The organism is Bradyrhizobium sp. LA2.1, from assembly GCF_040547725.1.
Classification (GTDB): domain Bacteria; phylum Pseudomonadota; class Alphaproteobacteria; order Rhizobiales; family Xanthobacteraceae; genus Bradyrhizobium; species Bradyrhizobium barranii.
On the sequence record NZ_JBEPQI010000012.1, the window covers coordinates 141691 to 162593 of the forward strand.

21 protein-coding genes are annotated in these 20903 nt (G+C 62.1%); 16 read left to right on the forward strand and 5 right to left on the reverse strand.

Annotation, left to right across the window (positions count from 1 at the left end; translation table 11 throughout):
• Window positions 1–57: 57 nt before the first annotated feature.
• From ABIB95_RS24020 to ABIB95_RS24075, 12 genes are all read left to right on the forward strand, one after another.
• Window positions 58–354: a TrbC/VirB2 family protein gene (locus tag ABIB95_RS24020; RefSeq protein ID WP_025038371.1), complete on the forward strand. Its 297-nt coding sequence runs from the start codon at window positions 58–60 to the stop codon at window positions 352–354.
• Window positions 354–692 carry a VirB3 family type IV secretion system protein gene (locus tag ABIB95_RS24025; protein ID WP_247314900.1) on the forward strand — a complete coding sequence of 113 codons (339 nt, stop codon included), beginning with the start codon at window positions 354–356 and terminating at the stop codon, window positions 690–692. The genes ABIB95_RS24020 and ABIB95_RS24025 overlap by 1 nt, the downstream gene beginning before the upstream one ends.
• Window positions 685–3051, forward strand: a complete 2367-nt coding sequence (locus ABIB95_RS24030) for a VirB4 family type IV secretion/conjugal transfer ATPase (RefSeq protein WP_354242613.1) — start codon at window positions 685–687, stop codon at window positions 3049–3051. The genes ABIB95_RS24025 and ABIB95_RS24030 overlap by 8 nt, the downstream gene beginning before the upstream one ends.
• Window positions 3051–3770: a P-type DNA transfer protein VirB5 gene (gene virB5, locus ABIB95_RS24035; protein ID WP_354242748.1), complete on the forward strand. Its 720-nt coding sequence runs from the start codon at window positions 3051–3053 to the stop codon at window positions 3768–3770. Before ABIB95_RS24030 ends, virB5 begins: the two co-directional genes overlap by 1 nt.
• Window positions 3767–4012: an EexN family lipoprotein gene (locus ABIB95_RS24040; protein ID WP_247314904.1), complete on the forward strand. Its 246-nt coding sequence runs from the start codon at window positions 3767–3769 to the stop codon at window positions 4010–4012. Before virB5 ends, ABIB95_RS24040 begins: the two co-directional genes overlap by 4 nt.
• A gap of 11 nt (window positions 4013–4023) precedes the next feature.
• The gene (locus ABIB95_RS24045; protein ID WP_354242616.1) at window positions 4024–5010 is read left to right on the forward strand and encodes a TrbL/VirB6 family protein; all 987 of its coding nucleotides are present in this window, start codon (window positions 4024–4026) and stop codon (window positions 5008–5010) included.
• 351 nt (window positions 5011–5361) lie between these two features.
• Window positions 5362–6033 (forward strand): VirB8 family type IV secretion system protein, encoded by a 672-nt coding sequence (locus ABIB95_RS24050; protein WP_354242750.1) that lies wholly within the window; start codon window positions 5362–5364, stop codon window positions 6031–6033.
• Entirely contained in the window at window positions 6030–6881 is an 852-nt protein-coding gene (virB9, locus tag ABIB95_RS24055; protein ID WP_354242619.1) for a P-type conjugative transfer protein VirB9, read from the forward strand. Before ABIB95_RS24050 ends, virB9 begins: the two co-directional genes overlap by 4 nt.
• 12 nt (window positions 6882–6893) lie before the next feature.
• Window positions 6894–8039, forward strand: coding sequence for a type IV secretion system protein VirB10 (gene virB10 / locus ABIB95_RS24060; protein ID WP_354242622.1), 1146 nt, complete (start codon window positions 6894–6896; stop codon window positions 8037–8039).
• Window positions 8036–9067, forward strand: a complete 1032-nt coding sequence (virB11, locus tag ABIB95_RS24065; protein ID WP_247314913.1) for a P-type DNA transfer ATPase VirB11 — start codon at window positions 8036–8038, stop codon at window positions 9065–9067. The genes virB10 and virB11 overlap by 4 nt, the downstream gene beginning before the upstream one ends.
• Window positions 9033–10979 carry a type IV secretory system conjugative DNA transfer family protein gene (locus ABIB95_RS24070; RefSeq protein WP_354242625.1) on the forward strand — a complete coding sequence of 649 codons (1947 nt, stop codon included), beginning with the start codon at window positions 9033–9035 and terminating at the stop codon, window positions 10977–10979. Before virB11 ends, ABIB95_RS24070 begins: the two co-directional genes overlap by 35 nt.
• Window positions 10963–12141: an LPD7 domain-containing protein gene (locus ABIB95_RS24075; protein ID WP_354116265.1), complete on the forward strand. Its 1179-nt coding sequence runs from the start codon at window positions 10963–10965 to the stop codon at window positions 12139–12141. Before ABIB95_RS24070 ends, ABIB95_RS24075 begins: the two co-directional genes overlap by 17 nt.
• Window positions 12142–12619: 478 nt before the next feature.
• Here the strand turns inward: ABIB95_RS24075 and ABIB95_RS24080 are convergent, their stop codons facing one another.
• From ABIB95_RS24080 to ABIB95_RS24095, 4 genes are all read right to left on the reverse strand, one after another.
• The gene (locus ABIB95_RS24080; RefSeq protein ID WP_354242629.1) at window positions 12620–13822 is read right to left on the reverse strand and encodes an MFS transporter; all 1203 of its coding nucleotides are present in this window, start codon (window positions 13820–13822) and stop codon (window positions 12620–12622) included.
• 114 nt (window positions 13823–13936) lie between these two features.
• Complete coding sequence (locus ABIB95_RS24085) at window positions 13937–14419, reverse strand: cupin domain-containing protein (protein WP_247314917.1); 483 nt, start codon at window positions 14417–14419, stop codon at window positions 13937–13939.
• A 48-nt stretch (window positions 14420–14467) separates the two neighbouring features.
• Entirely contained in the window at window positions 14468–15892 is a 1425-nt protein-coding gene (locus ABIB95_RS24090) for a dihydrolipoyl dehydrogenase family protein (protein ID WP_354242633.1), read from the reverse strand.
• 11 nt (window positions 15893–15903) lie between these two features.
• A complete protein-coding gene (locus ABIB95_RS24095) occupies window positions 15904–16398 on the reverse strand; it encodes a DUF302 domain-containing protein (RefSeq protein ID WP_247314919.1) in 495 nt (164 codons plus the stop codon).
• 273 nt (window positions 16399–16671) lie between these two features.
• On the opposite strand from ABIB95_RS24095, the gene ABIB95_RS24100 reads away from it, so the two are divergent.
• On the forward strand, window positions 16672–17388 hold the full coding sequence (locus tag ABIB95_RS24100) for a peroxiredoxin-like family protein (protein WP_247314921.1): 717 nt from the start codon (window positions 16672–16674) through the stop codon (window positions 17386–17388).
• A 39-nt stretch (window positions 17389–17427) separates the two neighbouring features.
• On the opposite strand, the gene ABIB95_RS24105 is transcribed toward ABIB95_RS24100, so the two are convergent.
• Complete coding sequence (locus tag ABIB95_RS24105; protein ID WP_247314923.1) at window positions 17428–18315, reverse strand: LysR family transcriptional regulator; 888 nt, start codon at window positions 18313–18315, stop codon at window positions 17428–17430.
• Between the two features lie 189 nt (window positions 18316–18504).
• Between ABIB95_RS24105 and ABIB95_RS24110 the strand changes: the two genes are divergently transcribed.
• The 3 genes from ABIB95_RS24110 (at window position 18505) to ABIB95_RS24120 (ending at window position 20881) form a co-directional block, all read left to right on the forward strand.
• Window positions 18505–19329, forward strand: a complete 825-nt coding sequence (locus ABIB95_RS24110) for a 3-hydroxybutyrate dehydrogenase (protein ID WP_354242638.1) — start codon at window positions 18505–18507, stop codon at window positions 19327–19329.
• A gap of 70 nt (window positions 19330–19399) precedes the next feature.
• Entirely contained in the window at window positions 19400–20551 is a 1152-nt protein-coding gene (locus ABIB95_RS24115; RefSeq protein ID WP_354242641.1) for a DUF3734 domain-containing protein, read from the forward strand.
• Window positions 20552–20641: 90 nt separating this feature from the next.
• Window positions 20642–20881, forward strand: coding sequence for a DUF2798 domain-containing protein (locus tag ABIB95_RS24120; RefSeq protein ID WP_247314930.1), 240 nt, complete (start codon window positions 20642–20644; stop codon window positions 20879–20881).
• Window positions 20882–20903 lie beyond the last annotated feature (22 nt).

The following is a 20903-nucleotide window of genomic DNA, read 5'->3' on the forward strand; positions in this document are numbered from 1 at the left end:
TCAACTCAACACCGCGGTCCGGGATGGTCCGGCTGCGCCGCCAATCGGAGCCGTGTCATGACTTCTCCTCTTAAACACTCCGCTGCCCTTCTTTGCATGGGGGCCGTTCTCAGCATCGCCTTGGTCGAGCCTGCGCTCGCGCAGACCGCGAACATCGAGGGTGTGCTGCAGAACATCGTCAACATGCTAACCGGCAACGTCGCGCGCCTGCTGGCGACGCTGGCGGTCATCATCGTCGGCATCGCCTGGATGTTCGGCTATCTCGATCTGCGCAAGGCCGCCTATGTCGTGCTCGGTGTCGCCATCACGTTTGGCGCCTCCGAGGTGGTCTCGACCTTGACCGGGGGGCGTTGATGAATGAGGCCGTGCGTCTCACGGAGGACACCTTGTTCCTCGCCTGCACGCGTCCGGCCATGATTGCCGGCGTCACCATGGAAGCCATGGCGCTCAACATGATGTTTTCCTGCATCCTGTTCCTGGTGGCCGGAAGCATCATCTACGGTCTGGTCGCGATCCCGATCCATGGTCTTTGCCGCGTCATCTGCCGGCACGACCCCAACATGTTCCGAATCCTGCTCGCCTGGATCGAAACCCGCGGACGCACGCGCAACGCGTCATTCTGGGGCGGATCGTCCTGCACGCCGCTCAAGCTCGTCCGGCGATATCGAACACGGGACCTTGGTTATGCGTAACGCAGCGCTCAAAACCCGGGAGATCGGGCCCGATGTCTACCTGCCGTTCGGCCGGCACGTCACCAATACGGTGATCAGTCTCACGACGCGGGCCCTGCTGACGGTGATCTGGCTCGACGGCACCTCGTTCGAGACCTCCGAGACTGCGGATCTGAACGACCTGCACGCCAAGCTGAACCTCACCCTGCGCAATGTGGCAGATCCGCGGCTGGCACTCTGGACCCATCTGGTCCGACGCCGAACGTCGGACTACCCGGACGGTGCGTTCCGATCGACATTTGCCGCCTCGCTCGATGCGCAATATCGCGACCGGCTCCGCAAGGCCGCGCTGTTTCGCAACGATCTCTATCTGACGTTGGTTTGGCATCCCGGTCGCGCCCCCGCCGACGCTGCGGCCGCGTTCTTCAAACGGCTTGGTCGGAGTGCTGCGGCTTCCCTCGAGGTCGACAGCGACGCCATCAAGAGGCTCAACGATGCCGCCCGCGATATGGTCGCGGCATTGGAGCGCTACGGCGCCCATGCCCTCGGATTGATTGAGCGCGACGGCATCGTCTTCTCAGAGCCAATGGAGTTGCTCCATGCCGTCGCCTCCGGCGAGTGGATGCCGATGCCATTGCCGCAAGGACCGATTGGCCCCGCACTTTATTCAAACCGGGTCATCTTCGGCCGTGAAGCCATCGAAGTCCGCAGCGCGGGCGGGTCGCGCTTCGCTGGCATGTTTGGGCTTAAGGAGTATCCGGCGTCCACCAGGCCTGGCCTGTTGAACGCACTGCTTTCCGCGCCTTTCGAGGTTATCCTCACCCAATCCTTGGCATTTTTGTCGAAAGCCGACGCCAAGACTGTCCTGACGCGCAAGCAGAACCAGCTGGTCTCGGCTCAGGATCCGGCGGCCTCGCAGGTCGATGAGCTCTCTGACGCGCTCGACGATCTCGAATCCAACAGGTTCGTGCTTGGAGATCACCACCTGTCGCTGCTGATCTACGCCGAGACGCCTTCGCAGCTGCAGGATCACATGAGCGTGGCGCGGCGCGCACTGGCTGACGCGGGTGCCGTGGTTGCGCGCGAGGATCTCGGTCTTGAAGCGGCTTATTGGGCCCAGCTTCCGGGACTGTTCAAGTATCGGGCGCGAACTGGTGCGATCACCTCGCGCAATTTCGCGGCACTTTCTCCGTTCCACACCTATCCCACCGGAAAGCCTGCCGGCAACCATTGGGGACCGGCGGTTGCGATGCTCAAGACCGCGTCCGGCTCGCCGTTCTACTTCTCGTTCCATCACGGCGACCTCGGCAACACCTTCATCTGCGGGCCCTCGGGGTCCGGCAAGACCGTCGTGCAGAACTTCCTGCTGTCTCAAGCCGAGCGGCTCGGCGCCACCTACGTCTTCTTCGACAAGGACCGCGGCGCTGAGATTTTCGTCCGTGCCGCCGGAGGCACCTATCTGACGCTCCACAACGGCATTGCGACCGGCTGCGCGCCGCTCAAGGCGCTAGAGCTGACGCCAGCCAATCTTTCCTTCCTGGGCACTCTTATCCGGAAGCTCGTTACGCCAGAAGACCGCGCGCTGACCGTATCCGAGGAGGAGCGGATCGATTCCGGGTTGAGAGCGCTTGGTCACCTGCGGCAGGCGGAGCGCTCGTTCGGTGCGCTGCGGGCTTTTCTGGGCCAACAGGATCGCGAAGGAATCGGCGCCCGATTGGAGCGATGGTGCCGGGGTGCTCCTTTCGGCTGGGTGCTGGATGGCGAGCACGACGCGATCGGCCTCGATGCCCGGTTTATCGGCTTCGACATGACCGATCTGCTCGATCATCCCGCCGTTCGCACGCCGCTCATGATGTACCTCTTTCATCGCGTGGAGCGCCTGATCGACGGCCGGCGCTTGATCATCGACATCGACGAGTTCTGGAAGGCGCTCGGCGACGAGGCCTTTCGGGATCTCGCCAACAACAAGCTGAAAACCATCCGCAAGCAGAACGGCGTCATGGTGTTCGGCACGCAGTCGCCGCGCGATGCGCTGGCTTCCCCAATCGCACACACTATTGTCGAGCAATGCCCGACGCAAATTTTCCTGCCGAATGCGCGGGGGACTCGCTCGGACTATGTCGACGGTTTCCATCTGACCGACACGGAATTCCGTCTGATCAAGGAGGAGCTGGCGCCCGAAAGTCGGCGGTTCCTGGTCAAGCAAGGCCACAACTCGGTGGTGGCGGAACTTGATCTCGGCGGTTTCGACGATGCGCTCGCCGTGCTGTCCGGACGGACGGAAACGGTCGAACTGCTCGACCGCGTTCGGGCGGAGGTCGGCGACGATCCGGCCCAATGGCTGCCCGTATTTCACGCGGAACGGAGGACGGTCCGATGATGGTTCAGCGTATCCCGACGATTCTCACATCTATCTCAGTCTTGACGCTCCTGACGGCATCACCTGCAGGAGCGCAGATTGTGTTCGATCCTAGCGTCTATGCGCGGCAATTCGAGCAACTGACGGAACTGAAGAAGCAGGTCGACACTCTGACGTCCCAGCTACGGGTGGCGCAGGATCAATTGAACCAGGCCAAGCAGCTCTATGATAGTTTCAACAAGCGGACCAACGCCAACGACATTGGCGCGCTTTTGAACACGCCGCAGTTCCGGAAAGTTCTACCCCAACAGTTCTCCGACATCGAACGTCTCGTTGCGGGGCAGGGTGGCGGCAACTTCGCCGACGCGATGAACCATTATCTTTCGCAGAACCGCGCCTATGCCGGCAACAGCGGCAATTCGTATTACCAGAGCGAGCTCGATCGCATCGCGCGGCAGACTGGCGCCAAGCACTCGATGGGCCAGGCGGTCTATGACACGGCGTCGCAGCGTATCGATGCACTCGAAGAATTGAGAACGCGCATCAGCTCGGCGACCGACGTCAAGGAGACGCTCGATCTGTCGGCGCGGCTTCAGGCTGAACAGGCGTTGCTGCAGAACGATGTGCTCCGGATGCAGGGTCTCGCAATGATCCAGCAGGCCCGAACGGACATGGACGGACAACGCGAGCGCGAGAAGCAGCGCCAATTGGTTGATGAAATGAAGGCGGCGCTGCAATGACGATGAAGGCATCCATTCTGGCGATCACCGTCGCAGCCACCCTAACGGGTTGTAACGAGGCCGACAGGAGTGAGCAGACGAAAACCGTCGGCTGGTTTCTTGATCATCGGGACGGTTTGGCGGTGGCCATCAAGGCGTGCCGCGACAATCCCGGAGAATTGGGAAAGACGCCGAACTGCATCAACGCCAACGAAGCAAGCAACAAGATCACCATCCAAGAGATGAAAGACGCCCTGAAGTAAGGATCGCCGCGATGGCCGTAAACGTCTTTGACAGTTTCCTGAAAGAGTTCGAGCAGCCGATCACGGCATTTGTATCGACCTCAGTGTCTAATCTTGCCTCCTACATTGATGGCCCCCTCCGCGCGGCCGTGATGCTCTATGTCATCCTGTACGGTTTCGCCGTAATGCGGGGCGCAATCTCGGAGCCAATCATGGAGTTTGCCTGGCGGGCGATGCGGATCGTGGTCGTGGTGCTGCTCGCGACCAACTCGAGTGCGTTCCAGCAATACGTCACCGGTCTGTTCCTTGATTCCTTGCCGAAGGAGATCGGCAACGCCTTGGCGGGCTCTGGACTGAATACCAACTCCGGAGCTCCATTCGATCAGCTTCTGTCCAAAGGAATTGACGTCGCCAACCGGATTTACGAACAAGCCGGTCTGACTAACATCGCGCCCGCACTAATTGCGGCCATTCTCCTGGTCTTTGTTGCGGTTGGGTCCTTCTTGCAGTTTGCCATCCTTCTCTATGCCAAGATTGGTCTGAGCGTCGTCATCGCGCTCGGCCCGGTCTTCATTGCGCTTGGCTTACTTGAGGCCACGCGGCCGTTTACTGAAGCCTGGCTTCGGCAGGTCGCGAATTTCGTGATCCTGCTGGTGCTGGTGGTCGCTCTGGTCGGGTTGATGTTAACGACCGTCACCGGCTTCATCGACAGGTTTGCGGCAAACGCCGGCACAGCCGGCGAGATGGTGGTGGCCGCTGTCGCCATCAGCGCGGTGCTCGGCCTGTCCGGTTACATCTCGCTTCAACTGCCGGTCATCGCAGGCGGCCTCGCCGGGGGTGGTGCGTCGCTCGCAAGCCGGCTGGTCACGAGCCCAATGATCGCCAACGCTTCGGCCGCAGCCAGCGGCGCTTATGCCGGCGCCCGTTGGTCGGCCAGCCGCGGTCTCGCCGCCGTAAGAGCAAGTCGGCAGGGCGGCAGTATGCGGCGCACCCGATCGTCGGGGGCCACAGCCGCGTAAGCAATCATCGTCGGCAACAGACGAGAAAGACAGACAGGGGCATCAGAACGATGTGGCGTCGACTATTCATCATCTGCGTCATCGGATTTCAGCTTGGCGGATGCGCGATCTGGTCAAAGGGACCGCCGTCATGCGATGGCCAAGCTCGGCGGCCGCTCAATCGGTCGTTGTGGGATTGGGAAATCAACACGCCGTTGGCGGCCCCCGAGCCATCACCTGCGCCATCCGCGCCAGGACCAGTCATCCGCAAAGGCGAAGCCAGCCCGGCGGCGCCCTCTAGCCAACTCGCCGCGTCGGACCAGCGCGCCGAGATTGCAGCCTCTTACCGCGCTTGCGGCAAGGAGGCGTGAGATGGTCGGACACGACGAGCTGCAAACCTATTTCGACAATGCGCGGCGATGGGAACAGGATCTGTTGCTGTCGGCGCATCGCTCGCGGCGAACGGCGTGGGTGATTGCCGCGGGCGCCTGCGCGTTGGCGGTCGCCTCGGTTGGCGCGGTCGTAGCACTTGCGCCGCTAAAGACGGTCGAGCCGTTCGTGATCCGGGTCGATAACGCGACCGGGATTGTAGATACCGTCTCCGCGCTCAATTCGACTCCGGCGCGCTATGATGAAGCCGTCACCAAATATTTCCTCGGCCGCTACGTCCGCGCGCGCGAAGGTTACAGCTATCCGGAGGCCGAAACCAACTTCCGCACCATTTCGCTACTTTCGGGTCAGGGCGAACAGGCCCGGTTCGCGGCCTGGTATCGCGGCTCCAATCCCGAAAGCCCACAAGTCGTTCAGGGCCGTTTCGGGGTCGCCACGGTGCGGATCAAGGCGATCTCGCTCCTGGCAGACAATGTCGCCTCGGTCCGTTTTATGAAAGAGAGCCGCAAGGGCGAGGAAACCCGCGTCACCCATTGGGTTTCGACCCTGACGTTTGCCTACGCCAATGCGCCAATGTCCTCCGCCGACCCTCTCACCAATCCCCTCGGATTTCTGGTCTCGGAATATCGCGCCGATCCGGAGGTCGTGCCATGAAATCCTTCGCTCTCTTGATGATTTTCGCCCTGGGATTCGCGGGGCCGGCAATGGCCTTGCAACAGCCGTCACCAGGTCAACATGATGCCCGCGTGAGAACCGTGACCTACGACCCAGCCAACGTCGTCAAGGTCAACGGCGTGATTCGCGCATCGACCCAGGTGTTGTTTGCCGACGATGAGGAGGTCGCGCATGTCGCGATCGGCGACGCGATTGCATGGGAGGTCGCACCGGCGGGCTCAATCCTGTTCCTTAAACCCCGCGAGAAACATCCACCAACCAATTTGCAGGTCGTCACCACGCGTCCTGACGGACGCAAGCGCTCGTATCAATTCGAGTTGTCGATCGCCGAAACGACGCTCGCGGACAGTTACTTCGTCGTCCGCTTCGCTTATCCCGGCGATGAGATCGAACGCCGGCGTGCGGAGGCGACCGCCCGCGGCGCCGAGCGGGAAGGCGCGCTGATCGACCAGACTTTCGACCTGCATCATGCCTATGGCGCCCGCAACTGGCGTTTTTCGGCACAGGGCTCGGTCGACCTCGAACCCGAAGCCGTGTTCGACGACGGCAAGGAGACCACGTTCCGCTTTGCAGGGAACCGCGAAATCCCCGCGATCTACCTGATCAATTCGGACGGCTCGGAAAGCCTGGTGCCCAAGGATGTCCGCGGCGAGCTCGTGGTCGTTCATGCCACGGCCCGGGAATTTCGGCTGCGCAAAGGCGACAACGTGCTCTGCATCTTCAACGAAGCGTTCGACGCTGTGGGGGTCAACCCGGGCACCAATACCACAAGCCCCTCGATCGATCGGCGGGCGAAGAAATCACCAGCAACCCCAAGGCCACGATAGGCGAGCGGCGACATGACCGAACATCACGATGAGACGATCGCCGGCGACCGTGGCATTACGCCCGTGGGAGGAGGGGACAATGGTCGAGCGGCAATGCTCAAACGCGGCTTCGGCGCGCTGGCACTCACCGCCTTTGCCGCTCTGATCATTTGGGGCACCTGGAAAGGTGATAAGCCCGTCAGCGATTCCGCCCGCAAGCTGGTGATCCGCCAGGCGGCGGCGTTCGAGCCCATCCCGGAGCTACCTCCCGCACCGATCACGACGGCCTCAGTTGGAGCCGCGCCGGTCGCAGCCACGCCAGCCGCCCCCGCGCTCGCTTCCGACCAGCTTCTGGAAAGTGCCCGGCGCGCACCGGTGCTGGCCTATAATCGGCCGATCTCTGCGGGGCGTGCTGCCCACGACAGCGTGACCGGAAGTGTCGTCACCGATTCCTATGGATTTGGCCGGGGCGAGCCGCGCAACGACCTTGCCGACAAGCTGAAGCCCACGCCGATTGAGGGCGTGCGCGCAGCGCGGCTTCCCAACCGCAATCTGCTCATCACCCAGGGCACCTCGATCCCGTGCGTGCTGGAGACGGCGATGTCCTCGGACGTGGCGGGTTTCGTCTCCTGCGTCGTCGTACGCGACGCGATGTCGGATTCCGGCAACGTGGTGTTGATGGAAAAGGGCACGCAAGTGGTCGGTGAATATCGCGGCAACGTGCGACGCGGCTCAAAACGCCTGTTCGTGCTGTGGACCCGCGCCAAGACACCGACCGGCGTCATTGCGGCACTGGCCTCGCCGGCCACCGATGCTCTGGGCCGCGCCGGTTTTGACGGCGACATCGACACCCACTTCTTCGAACGGTTCGGCTCGGCGCTGTTGCTGTCGATCGTTAGCGATGCCTCCTCGATCGGACGTCAGCAGCTACAGGACAGCTCCATCCAAATTAACAACACCACCGGCGCCACCAACACCGCCGCCGGTATCGCTGTCGAGCAGTCGATCAACATTCCGCCGACGCTCAACAAGAATCAGGGCGAATTGGTCAATATCTTTGTCGCCCGCGACGTCGATTTCTCCTCGGTCTATCAACTGCGGCGGGTCGAGACCCGCACGCAGATATTGGACCGCACCATCCCCGGGGGCCTCGCCGCCCCGGCCGTGGTGACAAAGTGAGCGCGGTACACTCCGTCGAACGCGATGGCAGCTGGCTCGTGCTGGCGCGCTATCTGGAGCCGCTGGCTCCATTTCTGGCAGACAACTCCCTGACGGAAATCGTCGTCAACCGCCCCGGCGAGATTTTCGTGGAAGGTCCTGGCGGCTGGACCCGGCACGAAGCGCCAACTCTGACACACGCCTATCTTTCAAATCTCGCGACCGCGGCCGCCGGCCATACCCGTCAGGACATCGGTCCGGAGCATCCAGTGGTGTCGACCACCCTGATCGGCGAGGAGCGCTGCCAAATCGTCGTCCCGCCGGCTGTGCCAGCCGGCACGGTCAGTCTCACAATCCGCAAGCCGTCGGCTTTGACGCTGACACTGGACGCCTTTGAGCGGACAAAACTGTTCGATGAGGTCCGTGTCGCCAATGACGATCTCACGGCCGACGAGCATCGGCTTTTGGCGCTGAAAGATGCCGGCGCCTGGCGCGACTTCCTCCAGCTTGCCGTCTCAACTCGCCGCAACGTCATCATTTCCGGGGCGACCGGTTCGGGAAAGACGACGCTATCCAAGGCGTTGATCACGGCGATCCCCGCACAAGAGCGGCTCATCACCATTGAGGACACCGCCGAGCTTGTCATCCCGCATCAGAATTGCGTGCGGCTACTCTACGCCAAGGACGGGCAGGGCGTTGCCAAAATTGGACCGCGCGAACTTCTGGAGTCCTGCCTGCGGATGCGGCCGGATCGAATCCTGCTGCAGGAGCTACGCGACGGGACGGCGTTCTTCTATCTGAGAAATGTCAACTCAGGCCATCCAGGATCGATCACAACGGTTCATGCCGACAGCGCGCGGCTCGCCTTCGAGCAGCTGACGTTGTTGGTCAAGGAAAGCGCGGAAGGCCGCGACCTTCATCGCGACGACATTCGCTCGCTGCTGCTGCTTCTCGTGGACGTCGTCATCCAGATGCAGAAGCGGGACGGCCGCTACCGCATCTCGGAGATTTACTATGACCCCGTTCGCAAGCGCGACCGCATCAGCTAAGGCGGCGCGGGGCATCGCGCTGGCTCTCGCGGCCTGCGCGCTGTTTCTGCTGGTCGCCTCGAATGTTCTGCTGCTCGGGCTGCGGCTTCACGACGGTGGCTTGCACTGGTCGGAGATCGTCACAGGCTGGCCGCGTTACGGCGCCGACCCACGTTTCGACCGGTGGCTGACGCTGGCGACGCTTGCCGGTGTCGTTGTGGTGTTCGGAATGCTGGGTGCTGTGCTCCGTCACCGTCCTCTGCCTCTTCACGGCAGCGCGCGCTTTGCCTCAGAGCGGGAGATCAAGGCCGCGGGCTTGCGTTCCACTGAAGGCATCCTGCTCGGCCGCAAGGACGGTGCGCTACTGTGTTTCGGCGGTTCCGAACACGTCCTCGTCTATGCCCCGACCCGGGCAGGCAAGGGCGTCGGCTATGTCATTCCCAATTTGCTGAACTGGCCAGATTCGGCGGTTGTTCTCGACGTCAAGAAAGAGAACTGGGATCGCTCTGCAGGGTTTCGGGCGGCCCATGCTCAGGAGGTCCATCTGTTCGACCCGCTTGAGGCGAACGGACGCACCGCGCGCTACAATCCGCTCGGTTACGTGCGCAGCGATCCTGCGGATCTTTATGATGATCTGCAACGCATTGCCGTCATGCTGTTTCCGGCGGAGAGCCGCGGCGACCCGTTCTGGTTCGAGGCCGCCCGCTCGGCCTTTGTCGCTGTTGGAGGCTATGTCGCGGAAACTCCAGGCCTTCCCCTGACGATCGGCGAGATCCTGCACCAGCTGTCCGCTGCCCCCGACCTAAAGGCGCATTTCGATAAACTCATCGCGGCGCGAAAGTCAGGTCCGTCACCTCCTTCCCGGCATTGCATCACGGCACTGAATGACTTCCTTGCCGCTTCCGAGAACACCATGAACTCGGTGCGCAAGACCGTGACGGCGCGCCTGGGTTTGTGGCTCAACCCCAGGATCGATGCCGCAACTTCGGCCAATGATTTCGATTTGCGGCAACTGCGGCAACGGCCGATGTCGATCTATCTCGGGGTCACGCCTGACAATCTCGACCGCATGGCGCCACTTCTCAATCTGTTTTTCCAGCAAGTCGTCGATCTCAACACCCGCGAACTGCCGGAACAGAACCCAAAACTCAATCGCAAGCTTTTGCTGCTGCTTGATGAGTTTCCCGCCTTGGGCAATGTCAATGTGCTCGCGAAATCCGTCGCGTTCATCGCCGGATACGGCATCCGCCTGCTTACCGTGGTCCAGAGCCCGGCGCAGTTACGCGCGATTTACGGGACCGACGCGGCCCGCAACTTCATGACCAACCATGCTGTCGAGGTGGTGTTCGCCCCAAAGGAACAGGACGTCGCCAATGAACTTTCGGAACGCATCGGGTACGACACCGTGAAAGCGCGCAGTCGCAGCGGACCGAAAGGGCTGGCGATGCGTTCGACCAGCGAGACGGTCTCCGAGCATCGTCGGGCCCTCATGCTGCCGCAGGAGCTGAAGCTTCTTCCCAAATCCAAAGCGTTCGTTCTGGGTACCGGCATTCCGCCCGTTATCGCCGACAAGATCGTATACTACGAAGACAAGGCGTTCCTGAAGCGATTGCTGCCGGTGCCAGCCCCGGAATTGCCCAAAGGACGTTCAAACGCGCTCCTCGATGCAGAGATCAAGGTGCTTCGCTCTGAGGTCGCCGAGTTGCGGGCGGTGTTCCGGGCCCGGCCGATGACGGATGAGGAGGTGGCTGACCCGTCCACAATTCCCGCCAACGCTAGTTTCGATTTCGGAGACGCGGACGTCGACCTTGAAGGGTTGTCCGAGGACGACATGAAAGCCTGGACCCTGAATTACATCGACGCTCAGGCCATCCCGCCGGCGCGACGGGCAAGCCGGAAGCATAATGGACGGCAACATGAACAACACGCGTGAGAACAGCCAGGACTTCAGCTTCAAACGGCGAGAGCGGACAGGGCACGATCCTGGCACGGATATCACAGCCAAGGAATCCGCAGCGAAGTCAGCATCGGCCGAAAATGCATCCTCCGCGGCGATGGGTGACAATGCGCTACCCGATCGCATCCGCCGCAAATATTACGTTGCGGTCAACGAGCCCGGCAAAGAAGGGGCAAACGGCGGTGCCCGGCTTTATGCCGACGATAAGGGCGAGTATCTCGCGTTCAAGGTCGCCGACGACCGCCTGGTCACGCGCCACGCGGCGGCCGAGGTGATCCGCGACATGGTCAGCGTGGCGCAACATCGGCAATGGACGTCTCTCGAGGTCCGTGGCTCCGTGGAATTCCGTCGTGAGGCGTGGCTCGAGGCTAGCGCACGCGGCATGCAGGTGCGGGGCTATCAGCCGACCGAACTCGACAGGCAGACGCTCGCCGACCGGCAAGACGTCTGGAAACGAACGCAACCGCGAAGTCTGGAGACAGGGCCTAGTCCGGTTTCTGACAAAGATGGGCGCGCAGAGAGACTTGACTACGACAAAGGTGTCTCGGGACGCTTGATCGAGGTTGGCCAGGCACCGTATCGCAATCAAAACGATGCCGAGAAAACCGCCTACGTGGCGATCGAGCTCGACAGCGGCCGTCGGCATCAGGTGTGGGGCGTCGGTCTCGAAAAGGCGACCGCCGACAGCGACGCGAAGCCCGGCGATCGCGTTCAGGTGCGGAGGGACGGCGTCGAACAGGTCACAAAGACAATCAAGGTGATTGACGCCGCCAACGGGCAGGCGCATGTCGAGCGACGGCAGGTGCTGCGTAACCGCTGGCGGGTGACAGCGGAGACGTTTCGCTCAGCCGACCGGCAGACGGCCGCGCGTGATCCCGCCCTTGTGACAGCTCAATCGCAAATGGCGATCATTGAGAGAGCTTTAGAACGCGCATTCCCGGACAATGAGCGTGCACGACAAAAGCTTGCTGGAGTGGCACGGGAGCGAATCTCCCAGCACCTCGAGCACGGACATCTTTTTGCGCGAGCGAACGTTATGGAATCGATGCAAACTCGCAGCCGATCCGGAAATGACAAAGACGATATCCGTCGAGACCCAAATAGTGAGCGTATTAGAACTCAAGGACAAGAGCGGTGAGGATCGGCCGGACGGTCTAGCGATTACTGCGAAACCGTCAGCAAATGGTGCTAAAGTTTCCAAGCCATATTGGCTGCACGCTCGTGCGTGATCTCGGTACGAGATAGCAAGCAGTTGCTTTAGGCGTTGGGCTGTCACGTAAACACCCGCTGTTCAGGACAGCCGACTCTTAACCCAGGTTCGAGCCCTGGTGCGCCCACCATATCAATGATTTAGCGAGAAATACCGTTTGAGCAGCTGATTTTTCAAACGGTCTTACCTACTTTCCCTTGACGGTGCGAAGGGGCGGCCGACGGCGGATGCGCCGACATCAGACGTCGGAAACGGAGAGCGTCATCGAGCATTCGAGGGATTCGCTAAAACTATTGCGGCACTGAGTGCTGACTATTTTCTCGCCGATCAGGAAGTGCGATCCCGGAGCAAAATGCGAAATCGCGGATGGCCAGCCTCGGCCAAAGCGGACTCGGCGAAATAATCGTTAGCTTCTTAGTGACGAAGTCAGCAGCGCCGCCGACACAAGCGAAACTGCGACGCCAATGACGCACGCGGTCCATCCAAAATGATCAAATAGCTGGCCAAGAACTTCAGTGCCGACAAGGCCGCCGAAAAAGTAGCATGCCAGATAGGTGCCGCTGGCAACGCCCCGGTTCTCCCTCGCGGCGTGCCCGACAAAGGCGGTTGCAGCGGCTTGCGCAAAGAAGGTGCCTACTCCGACGAGGACCATACCTGTTAGCACTTCGGGCAGATGTGAGCTAAGCATCAAGGGAAGACCGAGCGCGGCAAAACCCAGCGCACTCCAGATCGTTGGCCGGGTACCGACGCGTGTTGCGACGGTGCCGGCCAGCAAAGTCGTGACGATCGATGGCGCGAACACGAAGTAAACAAAGCCGATCTCCATCATGCCGAGCGACAGTGGCGGCCGCACCAGTACAAAGTTCACGAAAGTGAACGTGCCTATGAACGCAAACAGGATGCAGAAGCCGAGAGAATACGCCGCACGTAGCTGCGGATTCCGCCAATGCGCTATGATCGCAGTAAGCGGGGATTCCGTGATCATCGTTGCCCGCATCGGCTGGACGCGCCTTATCGTGAAATAGACCAGGACCGCACCAGTCAGATTGAGCGCGGCAAAGAAATAGAAGTTCCAGGACAGCCCGAGATGATCGGCAAGTGCCGCCGAAATCAGCCGGCCGACCAGATTGCTCGCGACATTGCCCGTGATGTAGGCGGCAAAAGCGCCTCCGACGTCTATCGCGCTGCATTGCTCTCCGAGGTAGGCGAGCGTTAGCGCAAAGGCCGAAGCCATGCATAAGCCCTGAGCGATGCGCAGAACCGTGAAGACGGTAAGGTTGGGGGCGACCGCGAGCAGGCTTGTGGGGATCGCGAGCAAGGTGAGGCTGAGCAGGATGCCCAACCGCCGGTCGATCCGTGGACTGAAAAAGCCGACGACGAGGCTCGCCGTCGCCATGCCGAAGGTGCTGGCATTCACTGCAAAGCCCATTGCCGCTGGGGTGACGCCGTAGTGGCGGGTCAGCGACGGCAGGATCGCTTGAGTGGTGAACAGATCGACCACGGTCAGGAAGGCGGTCAAGCCGATGACGAATGAACGGAGCAGGACGCCTGGAGAATGTCCATGCATCTCAATTGCTGCCGGTCTTATATGTGTGGTCAGGTCGGTCATGACGTGACGTCTCCTGCATAGAAGGGAGGATGTGACGCCCGGCGCGGGGCTGGCACGGGGATTCCGGGTCATCACATCCGGTAACGAGTGCGGCTGGGGGGCCGGAGGCGCTCGTTACATATTGTGGTCGTGCGGGTCCTTGCGGACGTCGCCGACATAGAGAATGACGGCCTCCTCGCCGAGGTTCTTCCACCAGTGCGAGGTGCCAAACACCTCGGGCCGGAGATCGCCCGCCTTGTGCACGATCGGGTCGATGCAGTTGGAGGCATATTCGACGATCTCGCCCTGCTGCACGTAGATCAGCGCCGGGCGATCGTCATGGCTGTGCCAAGGCACGATGCCGCCGGGTTCGATGGTCAATTTGCGGAAGCGCAGCTCGCGGTCCTTGATATTGGCAGGCTGTTTCTCGAGGTTGATTGAGCCGAGCGTGACATCGGTGACTCCGACCGGCTTGTAGTCGACCATCTGACGTGCATTCGGCTTCATCTTGTCGGCCGGGCATTCGCCGGCGGACGCGGGTTGCGCGATGAGAGTGACGGCGCCGGCCAGAGCGAGGGCAGGCCCGATCGCGCGCAAGAGTTTGGTATTCGTGGTCATCTATGTGTCTCCTCTGTTGGCCGCGACCTCCGGTCACCGGCTATGGCCTCAGCATCGTCGAAATGGCGTGCGTGATGAAATGCCCTCTCGCTCTTGAGACGATAGCGTGTCGCTATGCGCGTCCGAGCATGTGCTTGATGTCGGCCGAAAACGTCGGATAGGCGTAGACGTTGTCTCGGATCTCGCCGGCCGTAATTCGAATTTGATAGCAAGCCCGAAGATGTTGATCAGCTCCTGGCCGCCGTGTCCGACGAAATGCGCACCGAGGATACAGTCGGAGACGCGGTCCACGATCACCTTCGACCAGGCCACGGTCTCGGCATAGGAGCGGGCTGAGAACCAGTCGCGCATGTCGTTGTCATGAACGTCGATGGTGGCGCCGGTTCGCCGTGCCGCGATCTCAGTCAGGCCGACGGCGGCCAGCGCCGGTACGGTGTAGACCGACGTCGCCATGCCCACATAGTCGGGCATGTATTTCGCCCCAGCGACGATGTTGCGTCCGACGATGTCGCCTTCATAGGTCGCGATCGGCGACAGTTGCGGCGAGATCGGGACAGCGTCACCGCAGACATAAACCCGGGGGTTGGATGTCGAGCGCAGGTACTGATCGACCGCGACACGTCCATTGGCATGCGTGACGCGACCGGCGGCGAGATCGAGATTGTCAATATTCGCCACACGTCCGGCTCCGTTGACGACACGATCGGCCATCGCGACCTGTTCGACGCCGTCATGGGTGAAGATCACGCGAAACTGTTCGCCTGCGGGCTCGATGCGTCGGACGCTGACACTGGTACTGATCTTGATCCCGATGCGCTCGCTCTCGGTCTGCAAGCGGGCGACCGCGTCGGTGTCCATGGCGGGCAGGAGTTGCGGAAGTACCTCGAGAATGGTTACGTCCGCACCGGCCCGCGCATAGACGTGGCTGAATTCCAGCGAAATCACGCCACCGCCGACGAAAATGACGCAGGCAGGCAGCTCACGGTCGCGTAGCATATCGTCCGTGGTGATCATGTGCTCGGCCCCGGGAATCGGCAATGGCCGCGGCTTTGATCCGTTTGCGATCACGATGTGACGGGCTTCCGGCAGACGGTCGCCGACGCGGATGGTATCGGGCGCGACGAAGGTGCCAAAACCCTTGATCACCTCGACCTCACGGCGCACCATGGCGCGGGCGAGACTAGCAGGAATGTCCTTGATCAGGTCCTTCTCGCGGTCGATCAGCGCGGCCCAGTCGAGCCGGAGCTTGCCGACCGCGATGTGGTGGACCGCGGCGCGCTCGATATCGTGCAGGACCTGCCCTGCGGCGACCAGGACCTTTTTCGAAGTGCAACCCCGGTTGGGGCAGGTGCCCCCGAGATCGGACGCTTCGATCATCGCCACCGACTGGCCAGCACGTCGGACCGCGCCGGTCACGCCGATGCCGGCATTGCCGCCGCCCAGGATCACCACGTCGAATGTCTCGCGCGCCACCGGGGCAGCCGTTATTTGCTGGTGATGGTGGACGTGATCGATTTGACGACCGTCGTTGCCATCTTGAACTGCGCTTCGCGGTTCGTGATGTTGTGGCGCTTTGCGATCCAGTCAAAATCGGTCCACACCGCCCAGACCTCGCCATTGTCGTCTTGCGTCAGCAGCAGGCGCACCGGCCAGTCGAGCCCGGCATTGGGATTGGCGGTGATGAACTGCGTGCCCAGTGGCGGATTGCCGAACATGAGGAGGGTCGAAGGCCGCAGCTTGATGCCGGCGTCTGCGGCAAGCTTTGACTGATCGACCTCGATGAAGAATTTGATGCCCTTGGCGGCGATGTCGGCCTTGATGCGGCTGATCGCCTCCGGGATCGGCACGGCGCTTTTCACGCGAACGACGCCGTCATCGCTGTCGGCGCGGGCCACCTGGGTGGCCGCCGACAGCAGGAGGAACAACAGCGCCAGCCAGCTGGCGAAACGGGAGAGACGCAAGGCGATTTGGCGATTCATGACCGGCTCCTGTCGGTTGCAGCTTGAACTGCGCGCAGGATGGACGCCGTACCGAAAGAGGTGAAATGCGAACTGGCTCTCGATGCGATAGCTCCTCGCTATCGGGCTGCGATAGGCGACAGCTATCGAACCGATTGGGGATCGGCATTTCCGCTCCCGGGAGATCCGGCGTTCGATGACAGGGCACCCAACTGGCGGGCGTTCACGGTTATCCTTGCAGGGTGGCCCGAACGCAAAATAATGTCCCTCTCATCATGGTGCCGGAGCGGTAAGATGACGTCGTTGACCCCAGCCGATGCCGAACGTCTCAAATCAGCCTTCCAGCGCTGCCGCGACATGGAGGGAACGCTGAACGAGCAGCTCCGTGCCTATGCGAGCGCCGGCCGCGAGATCTTCCCTGCCTATGGCGATGCGGTCGATCGCCTGGTGGAGCGGCTGAGCCAGAACGGCGGCGGCGAGAATGCGCCGCGTCCGGGCGAGGCCATGCCGCCCTTTGTGCTGCCCGACGATCGGGGACAGCTCATCGCGCTGCCCTCGCTGCTTGCGTGCGGGCCGGTCGCGGTGATGTTCTTTCGCGGGCACTGGTGTCCTTACTGCCGGCTGAACGTCCGCGCGGTGATCCAGGCAGAGGGGCGGATCAAGGCGATGGGCGCGCAGATCGTCGCGATCATGCCGGAGACGCAGGAGTACACCGAGACGTTCAAGGCCGACTCTGGCGCACCGTTTCCGGTGCTGACCGATCTCGACAATGGCTATGCGCTGTCGCTTAACCTGGCGATCTGGCTCGGCACCGAGATCCAGCAGCTCTTGTCCTATCAGGACATGGCAAAATTCCACGGTAATGATGGCTGGATGCTGCCGATTCCGGCCGTCTTCGTTGTCGGTCGAGACGGCCTCGTCAAAGCTCGCTTCGTCGACCCGGATTTTCGCAAGCGCATGGAGATCGACGATCTGCTCGCGGCGCTGGAGAGCGCGGGGCGGGAGAATTAGCTCTCTCGTTGCCCAATCATCCTTCACGAGGGGAGAAGATCACCCCGCAATCTCCCGCCAGTCCGCGCCACGCAGCATTCGCATCACCGCGTTGGCCACTGCAGTCCGCTGACGGCCGGCGACGCCGTAGAGGTTAACGGTGCGGCGCGCGTCGAGGCCCCTCACAGCGGCGCGCTTGAGGCTCTCGGGCACCGGCGAGGTGTGCGGCACCATCGCAATGCCGATATCGGCCTCGACCAGCTCGATGAGGTCGCGCTCGCTGGAGGTCTCATGGCTGTGGTCCACGTCGATGCCGTGCTCGCGCAGATTCGCCGAGATGCGGCCAGCGTGCTCGCAATAGTTTCGGCTCAGTAACTGCTCCGAGCGCAGGTCGTCGAATTCGATCGTGCTGTGGCCTGCGAGCCGGTGGCCTTTGCCGACCACGAGCTCGAAACCCTCGGTGAACAGCGGCCAGACATCGAGCCGCTCCCAGGCCTCGTCGATCTCGGCGGCGATGCCGAGCTCGGCCTCGCCCTTCTTCAGATATTCGGCGACCTCGCGGCCGGTGCCGCGCAGAAAACGGAATTCGAGCCGGTTGAACTGCCGCTTGATCTGGCTGAGATGGGGGATGAGCAGGGAAAGATCGATCGCATGCGTCAGTGCAACGCGCAGCGCGCCGATTTCGCCGCTCTTGAAGGAGGAGGCGAGTGAGCGCGCACCGGCGGCGGCCTCGTAGCACTGCTTCAGGAGCGGATGCATGCGCTGGCCGAGCTCGGTCAATTGCGCGGCCGGCCGCTCGCGGCGAAACAAATCGCCGCCAAGCTCGGCCTCGAGCTGCTTGATGGCCCGCGTCAGCGACGGCTGCGTCACGTTGCATTCCTCGGCGGCGCGCGTGAAGTTCAGGAGTTGCGCTACCGCGAGGAAATAGCGGACCTGGTGCATTTCCATGGATCGGCTCCCAACAGGATCGGACCGGAACTTAGCCGATCGGGGCAGGGAATGACATCCTGCGCGCGATAGCGGGCACGTATCGTTTCGGAAGCCAGCCGGTATTTCCGTTTCGAAAGGCCGTCCCTCACTGTCTGCGAAAGTCAGGGGGCGGTCATCGGGCCGCCCGTCGCAACCGGAGGATTGGCCATGAACATTCCCGTCAAGCTGCAGACGTCTCAAGCCACGCGGGCGCTCGCCGGCAAGGTTGCCCTCGTCACGGGCTCGACCAGCGGCATCGGGCTGGGCATCGCCCGGGCGCTTGCCGCAGCCGGCGCCGACGTCGTGCTGAACGGGCTCGGCGTCGCCGCCGAGATTGGCAAGGTCAGGGAGCAGATCGCCGCCGAGTTCGGCGTCAAGGCGAGCTTCTCGCCCGCCGACATGACCCGGCCAAATTCGATCGCCGACATGATCGCGGCAACCGTCGCGCAGTCCGGCCGGCTCGACATTCTCGTCAACAATGCCGGCATCCAGCATGTCGCGCCGCTCGAGCAGTTTCCGGTCAAGAAGTGGGACCAGATCCTCGCGATCAATCTGTCGTCGGCCTTCCACACCACGCGGCTCGCCTTGCCCGCGATGCGTCAGAACGGGTTCGGCCGCATCATTAACGTCTCCTCGACGCATGGCCTCATCGCGTCCCCGTTCAAGGCGGCCTATGTCGCGGCCAAGCACGGCATTGTCGGTCTGACCAAGGTGACGGCGCTGGAGACCGCGGAAGAGCACATCACCTGCAACGCGATCTGCCCCGGCTATGTCTATACGCTCTTGGTCGAGGCGCAGATCGACGGCCAGGCCAAGGCGCACGGCATCTCGCGCGACCAGGTGATCCGTGACGTCCTGCTGGCACAGCAGCCCAACAAGCGCTTCACCACGGTCGAGGAGCTTGGCGCGCTCACGGTGTTTCTGTCGACCGAAGCCGGGGGTTCGATCACCGGCATCGCGCTGCCGGTCGACGGCGGCTGGACCGCGCATTGACATGAGCCGGCGTAACAAATCGCGACGGCCGACGAATATCCGACCAATAGAAGCTCATCAGGAGCGTGACATGAACGGCATGCAGGGCAATACGCAGAGCATCGGGTCCATGGGCCTGCCGGGCCAGGTCGTGTTGGTGCTGCAGGGCGGCGGCGCCCTCGGCTCCTACCAGGCCGGCGTCTACCAGGCACTGCACGAGGCTGGCATCGAGCCGGATTGGATCATCGGCACCTCGATCGGCGCCATCAATGCCAGCCTGATCGCCGGCAATGAGCCGCAGCACCGGCTTGAGCGCCTGAGAGAATTCTGGAAGCGGATAGAGCAGAATCCGGCCTGGAGCTTCCGTACCGCATTCCCCGGCTTCAACGAAAAGCTCACCTATTGGTCGACCGTCACCAACGGGATTCCCGGCTTCTTCCGGCCCAATCCGCTGGCGCATGCCGGCGATTCCTATCCGCTCGGTGCCGATCACGCAGGCTTCTATTCGACCGCGCCGCTCGAGAAGACGCTGAAAGAACTCGTCGACTTCAACCTGATCAATCGCTGCATGCCGCGGCTCACGGTGGGCGCGGCCCACGTGCGCACAAGCCGGATGCGCTATTTCGACAGCCGCGACGGTGAGCTGACGGTGAAGCACGTGATGGCGTCAGGCGCGCTGCCGCCGGCGTTTCCGGCCGTGCGTATCGACGGCGAGCTCTACTGGGACGGCGGCATTCTCTCCAACACGCAGACCGAAGCGGTATTCGACGACAATCCGCGCAAGAACTCGCTGATCTTCGCCGTGCACCTTTGGAACCCTCTGGGGGCCGAGCCGACCACAATGGCCGAAGTCCTGAACCGCCATAAGGACGTCCAGTATTCCAGCCGTATCGCAAGCCAGATCACGCGTCAGCAGCAGGCGCATCGCTTGCGTCACGTCATCAACCAGTTGGCCGCGCGGCTCCCCGAGAGCGAACGCAACGATCCCGTGGTGCGCGAACTGACGAGTTATGGCTGTCCCACGCATATGCACGTGGTGCGGCTGCTCGCCCCACAACTGAACCACGAAACCCACACCAAGGATATCGACTTCAGCCCGTCCGGCATCATGCGGCGCTGGGAAGCCGGCTACACACACACACGGTCGGCGCTGGCAAGCAAGCCATGGGAAGGCGAATTCGACCCTCTCGCGGGCGTGATCCTGCACGATCAGCACGAGATGATGCCAATAGCAGCCGAATGAGTAGACTATAGGCACGCGCGAGCATTCCCGTGGGATTGAAAATGGAGTCTGGCCGAGTAAGGTAGCCGCATCGAGATGGAGCGAAACGTCATGCTCGCAATTCCGCGTCGCTACAGTCACTTTGTTTTCGGCGTCATTCAGTCGGGATTGACCTCCCTGATTGCAGCGGGAATCGCGAGCCTCTCTGCCATCGCGAGCGGACATTTCCTGTTGAATTGGATGGCGTCGTGGCTGGTGTCGTGGATCGCAATGGCACCCATCGTTCTCTTGGCCGCTCCGGCCATCAGGTCGTTGTCGCTTACCCTGACCCGCGACGAACCCGTCGCGTGAGACCTGACGAGTGGATGTCCGC